Below are 14,397 nucleotides of genomic sequence, written 5' to 3' on the forward strand. Positions count from 1 at the left end.
GTCAGGTTTCATCGCGTTCACCGGGGGCTGCCTTGCCGATCACCAAACTCCTCGCCGCCAATCGGTCCGAGATTGCCATTCGCGTCTTTCGGGCCGCCAACGAGCTGGGGCTGCGCACCGTCGCGGTATTCGCCGAAGAAGACAAGCTGGCGCTGCATCGTTTCAAGGCTGACGAGGCTTATCAGATCGGTAGGGGCCTGGGGCCCATCGAAGCTTATCTCTCGATCCCCGAGGTCATCCGGGTCGCGGTGGAATCCCATGTTGACGCGATCCATCCGGGTTATGGGTTGTTATCCGAGAATCCGGACCTTGCCGTGGCGTGTGCCGAAGCGGGAATCACCTTCATAGGGCCGCGGCAGGAGACATTGCGCCAGCTCGGTGACAAGGTCTCGGCGCGCGAGCTTGCGGTCTCGGTCGGCGTTCCAGTGATGCCGGCGAGCGATCCTTTGCAACGCGATGTCGACGAGGTCCGCCGGATTGCCGCTGAGATCGGCTATCCGCTGATGCTCAAGGCATCATGGGGCGGCGGCGGTCGCGGGATGCGGGTCATCCCCGACGAGGAGACGTTGCTCAACGATATCGAACCGGCCCGTCGGGAAGCCAACGCCGCGTTCGGTCGGGACGAAGTCTATCTGGAGAAGCTGGTCGAGCGCGCCCGCCACGTCGAAGTCCAGATTCTCGCCGACAGCCACGGCCAAATCGTTCATCTCTTCGAGCGCGACTGTTCGGTTCAGCGGCGGCACCAGAAGGTGGTGGAGCGGGCGCCGGCACCGTACCTCGACGACGCCAAGCGGGCCGAGGTTTGCGGCTATGCGGTGGAACTCGCTCGCGCGGCCAACTATCTCGGTGCAGGCACCATCGAATTCCTGATGGACGCCGATACCGGCGCCTTCTACTTCATCGAAGTCAATCCGCGCATCCAGGTGGAGCACACGGTTACCGAAGAGGTGACCGGCATCGATATCGTCAAGGCGCAAATCCATATCGCCGAAGGTGCGAAGATCGGCGAGGCGGGATCGGGGGTCCCACGTCAGGCCGATATTCACCTGAACGGCAATGCCCTCCAATGCCGGATCACCACCGAGGATCCGGAGCAGAACTTCATTCCGGATTATGGCCGAATCACTGCTTATCGGGGTGCCACCGGCTTCGGTATTCGACTCGACGGCGGCACCGCCTATTCCGGCGCGGTGATCACTCGCTACTACGACCCGTTGCTGGAGAAAGTAACCGCCTGGGCGCCCTCGGCCGATGAAGCGATGGCTCGCATGGACCGGGCGCTGCGCGAGTTCCGTATTCGCGGGGTCACCACCAACCTGACCTTTCTTGAAAACATCATCAGCCATCCAAAGTTTCGTGCCGCGAGCTACACCACGCGCTTCATCGACAACACTCCGGAGCTGTTCGAGTCGGTCAAGCGCGGCGATCGCGCGACCAAGCTGCTGACCTATATCGCCGACGTCACTGTCAACGGTCACCCCGACACCCGCGATCGCACACGGCCGCCGGAGGATGGCCTGATCGTGCCGCCGCCGCACTTCGAAACGCCGCCGGCCGACGGCGCCAAGCAGCGGCTCGATCGCGATGGGCCGGAAGCGTTCGCCGCCTGGATGCGGGGGGAGAAGCGCGCCCTGGTCACCGATACCACCATGCGCGACGCCCACCAGTCGCTGCTCGCCACCCGGATGCGCACATTCGATCTCGCCGCGGCGGCCGACGCTTATGCCCGTGCACTGCCCAGGCTCCTGTCGCTGGAATGCTGGGGCGGCGCGACGTTCGACGTGGCGATGCGGTTTCTCACCGAGGACCCATGGGAACGGCTGATGGTCATCCGCGAGCGGGCGCCGAATATCCTGCTGCAGATGCTGCTCCGCGGCTCTAATGCCGTCGGCTACGCCAACTACCCCGACAACACCGTCCGCTTCTTCGTCAAGCAGGCGGCGGAGGCTGGCGTCGATTTGTTCCGCGTCTTCGACTGCCTGAACTGGGTCGAGAACATGCGGGTTTCGATGGACGCGGTGCGTGAAGCCGGCAAGCTCTGCGAAGGCGCGCTCTGCTATACCGGTGATATCCTCGATTCGGATCGGGCCAAGTACAGCCTCAAATATTATGTCGGCCTGGCAAAGGAGCTCGAGCAGGCTGGCGCCCACATCATCGGCATCAAAGACATGGCCGGCCTCCTCAAGCCGGCCGCGGCCACCAGGCTCGTCACGACCCTACGGCAAGAGACCGACCTGCCGATCCACTTCCACACCCATGATACGTCGGGCGTTGCCGCGGCATCGGTCGTCGCTGCGGTTGCCGCCGGTGTCGACGCCTTCGACGCGGCCGTCGATTCGATGTCGGGCCTGACGTCGCAGCCATGTCTCGGCTCGCTGGTCGAGGCGCTGGCCGACACCGATCGGGCCACTGGCCTCGATGTCGACGCTATTCGGCAGATCTCGTTCTACTTCGAAGCGGTGCGGGCCCAGTACCGGGCGTTCGAATCCGACCTGCGCTTCGGCGCCTCGGAGGTGTACCTCCACGAGATGCCCGGCGGCCAGTTCACCAACCTCAAAGAGCAAGCTCGTTCGCTTGGCCTTGAGGAACGCTGGCATGAGGTGGCGCGCACCTACGCCGAGGTCAACATGCTGTTCGGCGACATCGTCAAGGTCACGCCATCGTCCAAGGTGGTCGGCGACCTCGCCTTGATGATGGTGGCCGGCGACATATCGGTCGAGGACGTGGCGCACCCCGGCAAGGAGATCGCCTTCCCGGACTCGGTCGTCCAGATGATGCACGGCGATCTCGGCCAGCCACCCGGCGGCTGGCCGAAGGCGATCCAGGAGAAGGTGCTGAAAGGTGCCGAACCGATCATTGTCCGGCCGGGTTCGCTGATGCCACCTGCCGACCTCGATGCGGAGCGGGACACGGCCGAGGAACAGGCCGGCCGTGCGATCGACGACCGCGAGCTTGCTGCCTACGTCATGTATCCGAAGGTATTCACCGACTTCGCCCGGGCTGCGGACATGTACGGGCCGGTCTCAGTGCTGCCGACCCCGGTCTATTTCTACGGGCTACCGGTCGGCGAGGAAATCCTGGTCGACATCGAACCGGGCAAGACGCTGGTGGTGCGCAATCAGGCGATTGGCGATACCGACGAAGATGGCTTCGTCCGGGTTTTCTTCGAGCTCAACGGTCAGCCGCGGGTGGCTAAAGTGCCGAACCGGATGGCCGCTCAAACCGCCGTCCGGCAGAAGGCGGACGAGAACAATCCCAACCATGTCGCCGCCCCGATGCCAGGTGTGATTTCGACGCTCGCTGTCCACGCCGGTCAATCAGTCACCGCCGGCGACGTGCTCTTGTCGATCGAGGCGATGAAGATGGAGACGGCCATCCACGCCGAGCGCGATGGCACGATTGCCGAGGTGCTGGTCCACGCAGGCAGCCAGATCGACGCCAAGGACTTGTTGGTGGTTTACCAGAGCTAGCCGGTTGCCGGCTCGACCGGCGTGGTCGGCCACTGACCATGAAAATGGTGCAGTGGGCCGTGGCCGCCGCCAACGTCCAGGTGATTGGCGCTTGCGATGGCGGCGGTGACATAGGCTTTGGCTTCGCGGACAGCGTCGATCGGTTCGCGGCCAGGGAGCAGGGCGGCGATGGCCGCCGATAGGGTGCAGCCGGTGCCGTGGGTGTTCTTTGTCGGGATTCGCGGTGCGTCGAGTTCCTCCAGCCGCTCGCCGTCAAAATAGATGTCGGTGCTGTGCGGTCCGCCGGCGTGCCCGCCTTTGAGCAGAACGGCGGACGGCCCCAGGGCTTGCAGCGCGTTGACGGTCGCTTCGGCGTCGGCGAGATCGGTGATTGGCTCAGCGTCCAGCAAGGCACCCGCTTCCGGCAGGTTGGGCGTCAGGACGTCGGCGAGCGGTACCAGGGTGTCGCGGATGACTGCGACCGCGTCCGGCGACAGGAGCCGGTCGCCGCTCTTGGCGACCATAACCGGGTCGACAACGATCCGCCTGGCCTCGTGGCGGAGCAGCGCCTCGGCGACCGTTTCGGCGATGCTAGCCGAGCCGACCATGCCGACCTTGACCGCGTCGACACGGATGTCCTCGAACACCCTGTCGATCTGGTCGCGGACGAATGCGGGATCGACCAACTGGAAGCCGCTGACCCGGACCGTGTTTTGTGCCGTCAAAGCCGCCGCGGCGGCCATGCCATAGGCGCCAAGGGCCGAAAACGTCTTGACGTCGGCGAGAATACCGGCGCCGCCGCTCGGGTCGAGCCCAGCGATGGAAAGAACGTTGGCAATCATGCGGCGATCCCCCCTTGCATGGCACGGCGAAGCGTGGCGGCAGCTTCGTGCGGGTTTTCGGTGGCGCAGATCGCCGATACGCAGGCGATGCCGGCAGCACCCGCCTCCATGACGGCGGCGGCGTTGCGGTGGTCGACGCCGCCGATCGCGACAAACGGCACGGGGAGTTGGGCGCCGAGCCCGCGAAAGCCAGTGAGCCCCAACGGTGCAGCCGCGTCCGCCTTGGTCGCCGACGAAAACACGGGGCCGAGCCCGACATAATCGACAATGCCAGGGTCGACGGTTTCGACCTCGGCATCTGCGGTGACCGACAAGCCGACGATCGCGTCGGGGCCGATGATCGCACGCGCGGTTTCGGGGTCGCCGTCCGACTGGCCGATGTGAACCCCATCGGCGCCGGCGGCTTTGGCAACTGCCGGTCGGTCGTTGACGATCAGCGGAACGCTGAGCGGTGTGAGCGGTGCCTTCAGGGCGCGTGCTGCCGCGGCCAGGGTGGCATCGTCGGTTGTTTTGTCGCGAAGCTGTACAATCGTGACACCGCCAGCGACCGCCTCGAGAACGGTGGAGACCAATCCGCGATGGCGGGTCATGATCGGATCAGTGACCAACATGAGGCTATAGTCGGGCCGAGGCGTCATGCAAACCGCACCCGGCTCGCGAGGTTCTCTTCGTCAAGACGGTACAACTCGTCAATCAACGCGACCTGAAAACTGGCCGGTCCGTTCGTCACCTCCGCAGCGATCTCGGCCGCCACGCCGATCGCCGTAAGGCCGGCAACGCTGGCCGTGAAGGGGGCGAGGCCAGCGCCCAGAAACGCGCCGATCAATGCGGTCGCCATGCACCCGGTTCCCGTCACCCGCGTCAGCATCGGGTCGCCATTGGCAAGGGTGACCGTCTGTTCGCCATCGGTGACGATATCGACGGCGCCGGTCACGGCGATCACCGCGCCGACCTGTTTGGCGAGATGCAGCGCTGCCTCTTGCGCCGCATCGGAGCCGGTGACGCTGTCGACGCCCTTCGAGACACCATGTTCGCCCGCCAATGCGAGGATTTCCGCCGCGTTGCCGCGAATGACGGACGGGTTCAGCGCCGCGAGCCGGCGGGCCGTCTCCGTGCGGTAGCCGGTGACGCCGGCAGCCACAGGGTCGAGGACCCAGGGGACGCCGGCTGCGTTGGCCGCGGCAACGGCTTTCTCCATACCGGTGACCCACGGTGGCGACAGCGTACCGATGTTGATCACCAGCGCCTGGGCGAGCGGCGCGAAATCCGCGGCTTCGTCCTCGGCGTGCACCATCGCGGGCGACGCGCCGATCGCCAGCAGCGCATTCGCCGTCGTGTTCATGACGACGTAGTTGGTGATGTTGTGGATAAGCGGCTGGCGGTTTCGCAGCTCGGTGATCGCGGTGGTCAGGTCGATTTCGGTCACGGCATCCTCGCTTGGCGCGGAGCCGTGACCGGCAAGCGGACGCGAATGGGTCGGCGGGCCGGCTGGTGACGGCTCCCTGCGCTGGCATTACCCAGATCAGGTTCGACGGGTGTGATCTCAGCCAGTCCGAACGAACCAGCACCCCGTATCACCAAGCATCAGGATACCGACCCGCTGGTGCGGGTCAACACCGACGGAACGGTTGTTCGACGGTTAGCTTGCAGTCAGATCAGCAGTGCACCAACTCCGACGGCTGCCGCCGTCATAGGCGCGGGCGTAACCAGCTGCGATCATTTCAGTTCCGATATCGGTACCGTCGGCCAACGTCACATCCGCCACGACACGGCCGGCATATTTATCGTCCGCGATTCGGGAAAGCCAAACAGGCTCGGTCGCTGCAAGGATCTCCAGATGATGTCGCGCGTCCTCGGCCAGCCGCTTCTCCACGTCGCATTTGCCGCGGATTTCCGGGGCGTCGATACCGCGGATGCGGGCGTTCACCGTCAGCCGTTGTCCGATCCAGATCGCCGCTTCGACGGTCACTGTGTCACCGTCGACCACCTTCATGACTTTGGCCGCTACCGGCCCGGCGATCTCGTCGCGGGCCAAAGCGGGCTCTTCACAAACGACCGCGACAGTGGCTGCGATCGCGAGAAGAAGCGAGCGCGCTGTGTTCACATTTCGACCCCGAACAATACGAACCAATTCTAGGAAAATAAACCCATACCAGAGTGGTTGCAAGCATCTTCTGTATGAACTTATAGGCGAAAGACGGTTTGGTACACGCGTCGGGACGACGCCAACCCCATTTTCGCTTGCTCGCCAAGGGTTCCCGGCTCAAACTGCCTATGATTTGTGCATGATTCGATTAACCGGCCGAAGTGCCGGGCTTGGAAGTGGGAGGAACCTGGACCAAACGCCTGGAGGGACTGTCATGAAGGCAATCGACATCGTTACGTTGATCTTGATTATCGTTGGCGGGATCAACTGGGGGCTGATTGGGTTGTTCGGCTTCAATCTCGTGGAGGCGATCTTCGGCGCGGGCACCGTCCTGACCACCATCATCTACATTGTGGTTGGGCTGTCTGCCCTGTGGCAGCTTATCCCGTTGGGGCGGTCGTTCTCGTCTGAAACCTAAGTCGGGTCAGAACACCACAAACGGGCGGCTTCACGCCGCCCGTTCCTTGATGGACGCCTTAGCGTGAGGGATCAGCCGCCCAGGTTATCGGGCCCACCGCCGATGGCGCAGGAGGCCTTGAGCGGAACCCAGTTGCTGACCACGCCACTGCCACCACTAACCAGCAGCCGGTATTCGGCGTCGATCGCCGTCACGATCGGCAGGGTCCGCGAGAACGAGGCGATGAACTGGCCGCTCGCGGCTGGCTTGGCCTCGATCGTCGTCGGCTGGCCGACGCCCTGTCCTTTCCGGGCAATCATGACCTGAACTGGACCGGCGTAGTTGGTGAACACCCAGCCGCTTATGGTCGCCTGATTGGGGCAAACGGTGGTCGTCGGTCCCTTGATCGCGAGCTGCGCCTTGTGAACCTGTTTCGGCTGGGCGATTTCGTCCGGGCCGCCGGCGAGACCGCAGGATTTCACCACCGGGACCCAAGGGCTGACCTTGGCACCGGCTTCGACCATGTATTTGGTGTTGGTGGCCTTATCGACGGTGAACGGCTGGACATGCTTGGCAACGTACTTACCGTTCTGGGTCTTGGTCGCCTGGACGGTGATCACGTTCGAAGCGCCGCCGCCGGCCTTGCGATAGCGGATGTCGACGTTGCCGGGGCCGCTGGTTTCGACCCGCGCGATCAAGGCTATCTCGTCCGGACAGCCGTCGTTAACACCATTGAGGGCGAGTTTGACCTGCTTGACGATGATCGGTCCGTTGCCACCAACCTTTAGCTCGCCTGCCTTAGAAGGGGTGGCGACGGTGAGAAGGCCGATCGCGGCGATCGCGGCGAGGGAACCGGAAAAGAAAGACATCGGATGAACTCCTTGGGGTGCGCCTGTTTGTCGAGGCGCACCCTAGGTGGTTCGGTTTGAACCGACGATAAGCACCGCATTCAGAATCGGTTCAGGTGTGACCCCGGTCACACCTGGTCAGCCGGCTTTATCCGCCGCCCGGATCGACCCAGAGCGAGTCGTTCTTGCCGGCGCTCCACGCCCGGGCCTGCATCGCCTTGATCCAGGGGGCGATGGCCTCGGGTGTGACGTTGCGGAACTTTGAGCCATCCTCCTCCGCTACCTGGACCAGCGTGTCGATACCACCTTGCGGGTCGAACTGATCGTCGAGCCCACCGCTCACGGCAGCCAGAAGCTCGGGGCGGGAGAGGGTTGTCTTGGGATCGAACCAGCGGTTCATCGTTTCCGCGCCGCGATCGTTAAAGCCGGTTCGGAAGGCGCCCGGATTGACCGTGCAGATTTCCACCCCGGTCCCGGCGAGTTCCATGCGCAGGCCCTCCGTCAGCCCTTCGAGCGCGTGTTTGGTCGCCGTGTAAACAGCGGCGAACGGGACGGTGACCAGACCACCCATCGAGGTGACCATGACGATCTTGCCTGCGCCGCGCGTCACCATTTGTCGGGCGAAACCCTGGGTGAGCGCCAGCGTGCCGAAAACATTGGTCTCGAAGTTGCGCCGCACATGATCCATCGGCATCTCGGCAACCGGCCCGGTTTCCATGATGCCGGCGTTGTTGACCAGCACGTCGATCTCGTTGCGAAGTGCCGCCTGTCGGTCCTCCTTGCTGGTGATGTCGAGGACTTCGACCCGCAGAGTGACGCTGGCTTCCTTGGCGTCTCGCATGAGATCGGTCTTTTGCGGCGCGATCTGGACGCCGGCCGTCACCGCGTGGCCGCGCCGCGCCAGTTCAAACGCGGCGCCCTTGCCGAACCCGGACGCCGCGCCGGTGATCAATATCCGTTTTGTCATGGTCTCGGTTCCTTAGCTTCACCGTGTGCGATAACCGCGGCCACGACTATCGGATGCTGCGCGGCGGGGGGATGGCGCTTCGCGCCAAACCGCTCGCAGTCAGCGCCAATCAGCTTCGGTTCTGGCGGTTGTCGACGAGGTCGTCGACCACGCCTGGGTCGGCCAGGGTCGAGGTATCGCCGAGATTGTCGAAGTCGTCCGCCGCGACCTTGCGCAGGATACGGCGCATGATCTTGCCGGAGCGGGTCTTGGGCAGGCCAGGCGCGAACTGGATAAGGTCCGGCTGGGCGATCGGGCCGATCTCCTTGCGGACCCACTGAACCAGTTCCTTGCGCAGGTCGTCATGCGGTTCTTCGCCCGTCATCAGCGTGACATAGGCATAGATGCCCTGGCCCTTGATGTCGTGGGGATAGCCGACCACGGCGGCCTCGGAGACCTTGGCGTGGGCGACCAGCGCGGACTCGACCTCCGCCGTCCCCATGCGGTGGCCGGAGACGTTGATGACGTCGTCGACGCGGCCGGTGATCCAGTAGTAGCCGTCTTCGTCGCGGCGACAGCCGTCGCCGGTGAAGTACATGCCTTTGTAGGCGGAGAAGTAGGTCTGGACGAACCGCTCATGGTCGCCGAAGACGGTCCGCATCTGTCCTGGCCAGGAGTCGGTCATGACCAGATTGCCCGATCCCGCGCCTTCGATGAACGTGCCCTCGGCATCGACCAGGGCCGGTTTGACGCCGAAGAACGGCCACGTCGCCGAGCCCGCCTTGAGCGGCGTCGCGCCCGGCAGGGGGGTGATCAGGATGCCGCCGGTTTCTGTCTGCCACCAGGTGTCGACCACCGGCGATCGGCTTTCGCCGACGACGCGGTAGTACCACTCCCACGCTTCCGGATTGATCGGTTCGCCGACGGTGCCGAGCAGCCGGAGAGACGACCGGGAGGTTTTGGTGACGAAATCGTCGCCGGCACCCATCAATGCCCGGATCGCGGTCGGTGCGGTGTAGAAGATGTTGACCTGGTGCTTGTCGACCACCTGCCAGAAGCGGCTCGCGTCCGGGTAGGTTGGCACGCCTTCGAACATCAGCGTCGTCGCTCCGTTGGCGAGCGGTCCATAGACGATGTAGCTGTGGCCGGTCACCCAGCCGACATCGGCGGTGCACCAGTATATGTCGCCGTCGTGATAGTCGAACACCAGCTGGTGTGTGAGCGAGGCGTAAAGGAGATATCCGCCGGTGGTGTGGAGGACACCCTTCGGCTTGCCGGTCGAGCCGGAGGTGTAGAGGATGAACAACGGGTCTTCCGCGTTCATCGGCTCCGGTGGGCAGTCGCTCGACGCGTCGGCAACCGCCTCGTGGTACCAGATATCGCGTCCGGGCTTCATCGCGATGTCGCCGCCGGTGTGCTTGACGACGATGACGTGCTCGACCTTGGCGCCGTCGCCTTCGGCGATCTCGATCGCCCGGTCCGCGTTGGCCTTGAGCGGCACCGTGCGGCCACCGCGGCGCCCCTCGTCACTGGTGATCACGTGGCCGGACCGGCAATCCTCGATGCGGCCGGCCAGCGCTTCCGCGGAGAAGCCGCCGAACACCACCGAGTGGATTGCGCCGATCCGGGTGCAGGCGAGCATCGCATAGGCGACTTCGGGGATCATCGGCATATAGATCGTAACCCGATCGCCTTTCTTGACGCCGTACGACTTCAGTACGTTGGCGAGGCGGCAGACGTGCTCATGGAGTTCGCGGAAGGTGATTTTCAGGGACGGCGTATCCGGATTATCCGGCTCCCAGAGGATCGCCGTCTGGTCGCCGCGGGTCTGGAGGTGACGGTCGACGCAGTTGGCCGACACGTTGAGGACGCCATCCTCAAACCATTTGATCGACACGTCCGGCACTTCGAACGATGTGTTCTTGACGATGGTGAACGGTTTGATCCAGTCGAGGCGCTTGGCCTGCTCGCCCCAGAATGTGTCCGGGTCTTCGACCGATTGTCGGTACATCGCGTCATATTTGGCGCGGTCGACATAGGCTTTGGCGGCCCATTCGGCCGGGACCGGGTGAACGATATCGCTCATGGTCTTCCTCCCCTTCGCCGCCGCGACCGTCGAGCGGGTCGGCGCGGCACCTCGTTCGTCACATAAGCGCTTGCCCGCCTACCGATGCAAGCCTTTCGGTGGGTGCGCAGTGTCGCGGGAAGCCTACAGACCGCCGAGTTTCCGGACCCGCTTCCACTCGGCCGTTGTGACCGGTTGGACCGAGAGGCGCGACTGCCGCACCAGGATCATCTCGGCAAGGGCCGGGTCGGCCTTGACATCGGCCAGGGTCACCGGTTTCGGCATCGGCTCGACGGCGGCGATGTCGACGCATTCCCATTTGCCGGAGTCGTCGGTGGAATCCGGGTGGGCTTCCTTGACGACGACGACCGTGCCGACGACCGCTTTCTCGGGACCGGAATGGTAGAAGAACCCCTCGTCGCCTTTCTTCATCGCCCGCATGTGATTACGCGCCGTGAAGTTGCGGACGCCGTCCCATTCCTGGCCGCGCTTACCCTTCTTGACCTGATCGTCCCACGACCAGGTGTCCGGTTCTGATTTGAATAGCCAATACGCCACCTGAACCCCTCCATCGTTTCCTTCGTCGTCTTACGCCGTCGCCGTCGCCAGCGGAAGAGAAGCCTCGATCAGGGCCATCCCGAGGTCGAGGTCCCACCCGTCCTCGATGGCCCAGATCACGGAGAGGACCGCCTGGCTGAAGCACCAGTCGAGCATCCGTTGGCGATCGAAGCCGAGGCGCTCGGAATAAATGGCCACTCGCCGGGCGATGATGGCGGGATCGGCGAACAATCTCGCATCGGTGATCGGGTTCCGCAGGCTGGCGCCGACTTCATACGCCGGCTCGCCAACCATGCCCTTCGGGTCGATCGCCAGCCACCCGCGGGCCGTGTCGTTGAGGATGTTGAAGTGGTGGAGATCGCCGTGCAGAACGACCGGGCTTGCCTGATCCGAGCACAGATCGCGGTACCGCGCGGCCGCCCGTTCCACCAGAGGTCGGTCGAGGCGACGGTCGCCGGGACCTGCGAGAAATCGATCGAAACCGCGACCAATGGTTTCGATTGTCTTGAGGCCAGTCACCAGACCGTTGGCCGTATGAAGCGCGGTAATCGTGTCGGCGATGATCGCCGTCGCCTCGTCGTCTCGGCCGGTGGCGACCAGATTGACGAGATCCCCTCCCGGAATCGCGCGTTCAATCAGCAGGCCGTCGGGGTCGCGAGCGATAACCCGCACCGCGCCACGACCGCCATAGTGCGCGAGCACGGCCGCCGAATCCTGCTCGTCGCTGTTCGGGCCGTAGAGCTTGAGGACGCACGGTCTGTCGTCATGGGTGACGAAGACGACGCGACCGGCGGGCGTGTCGATCAGATCGCCGTCGACGGTCAGCGACCAGGCCGCAGTCAGGCGTGTCAGCGCGTTGTCCACTGGATCCAGGGGGCTTTGGCTAGCTGGATTCCCGCTTCCGCGGGAATGAGCGGACGAAGACGGCTGCTTCGACGGTGGACCTCGTGCACGATCACTCCGTTTCGTGCTTCAGCGGTCGCGTCATCAGCGCCTCGATGGCTGCGTCAATGGTGAGGTTGCCGCCGACGATTGCCGCCACCGCATCGACGATCGGCATCGCAATCCGATGCCGGCGGGCGAGGTCGCGCGCCACCGATGCGGTCGCGATGCCTTCGACGAGGGGGTGGTCGTCGTTGGGGTCGCCGCCCTCTCCGAGCATCTGGCCATAGGCGAAATTGCGCGATTGCGGGCCAGAGCAGGTCAGCACCAGGTCACCGAGTCCGGACAGACCCATCAGTGTTTCGGCCCGCGCACCGAGCGCCGCCGCCAGCCGCCGCATCTCCGCAAAACCACGAGCGATCAGCGCCGCCAAGGCACTAGCGCCGAGCCGGCGACCGGCCACGATACCGGCGGCGATGGCGAGCACGTTCTTCACCGCGCCGCCGAGCTCCACACCGATCAGATCGGTTTCGGCGTATGGGCGAAAGCTGCGGCTGGCGAGCGATTGGCAAAGGTCGCGCGCGAGACGCTCGTCGCTCGCTGCGATGGTGACGGCTGTCGGCAAGCCCTGTGCGACGTCCGTAGCGAAGCCTGGTCCGGACAGCACCGCGACCGGGGCGTCGGGCGCAGCGTCGGCCAATACTTCGCTCATCCGCTTGGCCGTGCCGGTTTCGAGGCCCTTGGCGCAGATCACCAGCGGATGGCCCTCGGCAAGATAGGGCGCGGCGATCGCTGCGACGCTTCGCGTTGCCTGGGCTGGGACGGCGAGAAGCACGGCGTCGGCGCGAAGCGCGGCGCCAATGTTCGTGGTCGCCGGGATATGGTCGAGGGTTATGTCAGGGAGGTAGCGAGGGTTCTCGCGGCTCTGATCGATCGCCGCCACCACATCCGGGTCACGCGCCCAGATGCGGACGGCCCGGCCGGCGCGCGCCGCGACGACCGCCAGGGCGGTACCCCAGGCCCCACCGCCGAGAACGGCGATGCGTTGGTAGCGGACGGCGGTCATGTTTCGGGACCCCGAGATTTTGGCGAAACGCGACAGTCGGATGGATGCGATCTGCCGCCAGTGTCCTGTGACGCCGTGGAGAATTCAAGGCGACGTTATGTGAAAGGCGTTACGCCTTGGCGCCCTTGGCACCGCCGCCGACGGCTGACGGGTTCGCGGCGTCGAGCGGCCAGCGCGGCCGGGCGGGTGCGGTCAGATCGTCGGTCAGGCCGCGGGTCAACCGTTCGATGCCCGCCCAGGCGATCATCGCGCCGTTGTCGGTGCACAGGCGCTGCGGCGGTGCGACCAGGCGAAAACCTCGGGCTTCGCTTTCGGTTGTCAGCGCTGCGCGGATCGATTGGTTGGCGGCGACACCGCCGGCGATCACCAGCGTCGGCTGCTCCAGCCCGGCGTGGGCGTCGGCGAACAGAGACATGGCGCGGGCCGAGCGGTCGACGACCGTATCGACGACCGCGGCCTGAAACGAGGCGGCGAGGTCGGCGATATCTCCATCGCTCAGCGGCGCGGCATCCTCGGCCGCCAGGCGGACGGCGGTCTTCAGGCCGGACAGGGAGAAGTCGGGTCGCGGCTTGCCGGCAAGCGGACGCGGCAGCGCAAACCGGCTCCCGTCTCCGTCGGATGCCGCCGCCTCTATCGTGGGGCCGCCGGGATAGCCGAGACCGAGGAGTTTGGCCGCCTTGTCAAACGCCTCTCCGATGGCGTCGTCGATCGTCGTGCCGAGCCGGCGATAAACGCCAACATCCTCGACCGCGACGAACTGGGTGTGTCCGCCGGAAACCAGCAACAGCAGATAGGGAAAGGCAAGGTTGTCGGTCAGCCGGGCGGTAAGGGCGTGACCCTCGAGGTGATTGACCGCGATCAGGGGCTTACCGGCGGCGAGGGCCAGTGCCTTAGCCGTAGTCAGGCCCACAATGACTCCGCCGATCAAGCCAGGGCCTGCCGTGGCCGCGATCGCATCAAGGGAATCGAGGGCGATATCGGCTTCATCGAGGGCAGCAGCTATGATCGAGTCGAGCGCCTCCACATGAGCCCGAGCGGCGATTTCGGGAACCACACCGCCAAATGCGGCATGGTCGGCGGCTTGTGAGAGGATGATGTTGGACAGGATGCGCCCGTGACCGTCCTTGTCGCGCGCCACAACCGCCGCCGCGGTCTCGTCGCAGCTCGTCTCGATACCAAGGGCTATCATCGGGCGGTT

At 64.8% G+C, this 14,397-nt stretch carries 13 protein-coding genes and 1 riboswitch; of the genes, 2 read left to right on the top strand and 11 right to left on the bottom strand.

Features of this window, described 5'->3' with window-relative positions:
- Window positions 1–32 precede the first annotated feature (32 nt).
- Window positions 33–3,470 (top strand): pyruvate carboxylase, encoded by a 3,438-nt coding sequence (gene pyc, locus ACO076_RS06315; RefSeq protein ID WP_421725875.1) that lies wholly within the window; start codon window positions 33–35, stop codon window positions 3,468–3,470.
- Here the strand turns inward: pyc and thiD are convergent.
- From thiD to ACO076_RS06335, 4 genes are all read right to left on the bottom strand, one after another.
- Window positions 3,467–4,291: a bifunctional hydroxymethylpyrimidine kinase/phosphomethylpyrimidine kinase gene (gene thiD, locus ACO076_RS06320; RefSeq protein WP_421725876.1), complete on the bottom strand. Its 825-nt coding sequence runs from the start codon at window positions 4,289–4,291 to the stop codon at window positions 3,467–3,469. The genes pyc and thiD overlap by 4 nt on opposite strands.
- Window positions 4,288–4,929: a thiamine phosphate synthase gene (gene thiE, locus ACO076_RS06325; RefSeq protein ID WP_421725877.1), complete on the bottom strand. Its 642-nt coding sequence runs from the start codon at window positions 4,927–4,929 to the stop codon at window positions 4,288–4,290. Before thiE ends, thiD begins: the two co-directional genes overlap by 4 nt.
- Window positions 4,926–5,717 (bottom strand): hydroxyethylthiazole kinase, encoded by a 792-nt coding sequence (gene thiM, locus ACO076_RS06330; RefSeq protein ID WP_421725878.1) that lies wholly within the window; start codon window positions 5,715–5,717, stop codon window positions 4,926–4,928. Before thiM ends, thiE begins: the two co-directional genes overlap by 4 nt.
- A 54-nt stretch (window positions 5,718–5,771) precedes the next feature.
- A riboswitch (TPP riboswitch) is annotated at window positions 5,772–5,873 on the bottom strand.
- 57 nt (window positions 5,874–5,930) lie between these two features.
- Entirely contained in the window at window positions 5,931–6,395 is a 465-nt protein-coding gene (locus ACO076_RS06335; protein WP_421725879.1) for a thermonuclease family protein, read from the bottom strand.
- Between the two features lie 256 nt (window positions 6,396–6,651).
- Between ACO076_RS06335 and ACO076_RS06340 the strand changes: the two genes are divergently transcribed.
- A complete protein-coding gene (locus ACO076_RS06340; RefSeq protein WP_421725880.1) occupies window positions 6,652–6,855 on the top strand; it encodes a DUF378 domain-containing protein in 204 nt (67 codons plus the stop codon).
- 71 nt (window positions 6,856–6,926) lie between these two features.
- On the opposite strand, the gene ACO076_RS06345 is transcribed toward ACO076_RS06340, so the two are convergent.
- From ACO076_RS06345 to tsaD, 7 genes are all read right to left on the bottom strand, one after another.
- Entirely contained in the window at window positions 6,927–7,703 is a 777-nt protein-coding gene (locus ACO076_RS06345) for a hypothetical protein (RefSeq protein WP_421725881.1), read from the bottom strand.
- A 127-nt stretch (window positions 7,704–7,830) separates the two neighbouring features.
- Window positions 7,831–8,649, bottom strand: coding sequence for an SDR family oxidoreductase (locus ACO076_RS06350; RefSeq protein ID WP_421725882.1), 819 nt, complete (start codon window positions 8,647–8,649; stop codon window positions 7,831–7,833).
- A 109-nt stretch (window positions 8,650–8,758) separates the two neighbouring features.
- Window positions 8,759–10,714 (bottom strand): acetate--CoA ligase, encoded by a 1,956-nt coding sequence (acs, locus tag ACO076_RS06355; RefSeq protein ID WP_421725883.1) that lies wholly within the window; start codon window positions 10,712–10,714, stop codon window positions 8,759–8,761.
- A 123-nt stretch (window positions 10,715–10,837) separates the two neighbouring features.
- Window positions 10,838–11,251 (bottom strand): EVE domain-containing protein, encoded by a 414-nt coding sequence (locus tag ACO076_RS06360; protein ID WP_421725884.1) that lies wholly within the window; start codon window positions 11,249–11,251, stop codon window positions 10,838–10,840.
- A 30-nt stretch (window positions 11,252–11,281) separates the two neighbouring features.
- The gene (locus ACO076_RS06365) at window positions 11,282–12,115 is read right to left on the bottom strand and encodes an aminoglycoside phosphotransferase family protein (RefSeq protein WP_421725885.1); all 834 of its coding nucleotides are present in this window, start codon (window positions 12,113–12,115) and stop codon (window positions 11,282–11,284) included.
- Between the two features lie 91 nt (window positions 12,116–12,206).
- Window positions 12,207–13,199 carry an NAD(P)H-dependent glycerol-3-phosphate dehydrogenase gene (locus tag ACO076_RS06370; protein WP_421725886.1) on the bottom strand — a complete coding sequence of 331 codons (993 nt, stop codon included), beginning with the start codon at window positions 13,197–13,199 and terminating at the stop codon, window positions 12,207–12,209.
- A 109-nt stretch (window positions 13,200–13,308) separates the two neighbouring features.
- Entirely contained in the window at window positions 13,309–14,388 is a 1,080-nt protein-coding gene (gene tsaD / locus ACO076_RS06375; protein WP_421725887.1) for a tRNA (adenosine(37)-N6)-threonylcarbamoyltransferase complex transferase subunit TsaD, read from the bottom strand.
- Window positions 14,389–14,397 lie beyond the last annotated feature (9 nt).

Source organism: Bauldia sp. (assembly GCF_965232525.1).
GTDB lineage: Bacteria > Pseudomonadota > Alphaproteobacteria > Rhizobiales > Kaistiaceae > Bauldia.

Bases quoted from the DNA above. Each gene is read 5' to 3' on its own strand.
- thiD (WP_421725876.1), bottom strand. From the start codon at position 4,291: ATGATTGCCAACGTTCTTTCCATCGCTGGGCTCGACCCGAGCGGCGGC.
- thiE (WP_421725877.1), bottom strand. From the start codon at position 4,929: ATGACGCCTCGGCCCGACTATAGCCTCATGTTGGTCACTGATCCGATC.
- ACO076_RS06340 (WP_421725880.1), top strand. From the start codon at position 6,652: ATGAAGGCAATCGACATCGTTACGTTGATCTTGATTATCGTTGGCGGG.
- ACO076_RS06345 (WP_421725881.1), bottom strand. From the start codon at position 7,703: ATGTCTTTCTTTTCCGGTTCCCTCGCCGCGATCGCCGCGATCGGCCTT.
- ACO076_RS06350 (WP_421725882.1), bottom strand. From the start codon at position 8,649: ATGACAAAACGGATATTGATCACCGGCGCGGCGTCCGGGTTCGGCAAG.
- acs (WP_421725883.1), bottom strand. From the start codon at position 10,714: ATGAGCGATATCGTTCACCCGGTCCCGGCCGAATGGGCCGCCAAAGCC.
- ACO076_RS06370 (WP_421725886.1), bottom strand. From the start codon at position 13,199: ATGACCGCCGTCCGCTACCAACGCATCGCCGTTCTCGGCGGTGGGGCC.
- tsaD (WP_421725887.1), bottom strand. From the start codon at position 14,388: ATGATAGCCCTTGGTATCGAGACGAGCTGCGACGAGACCGCGGCGGCG.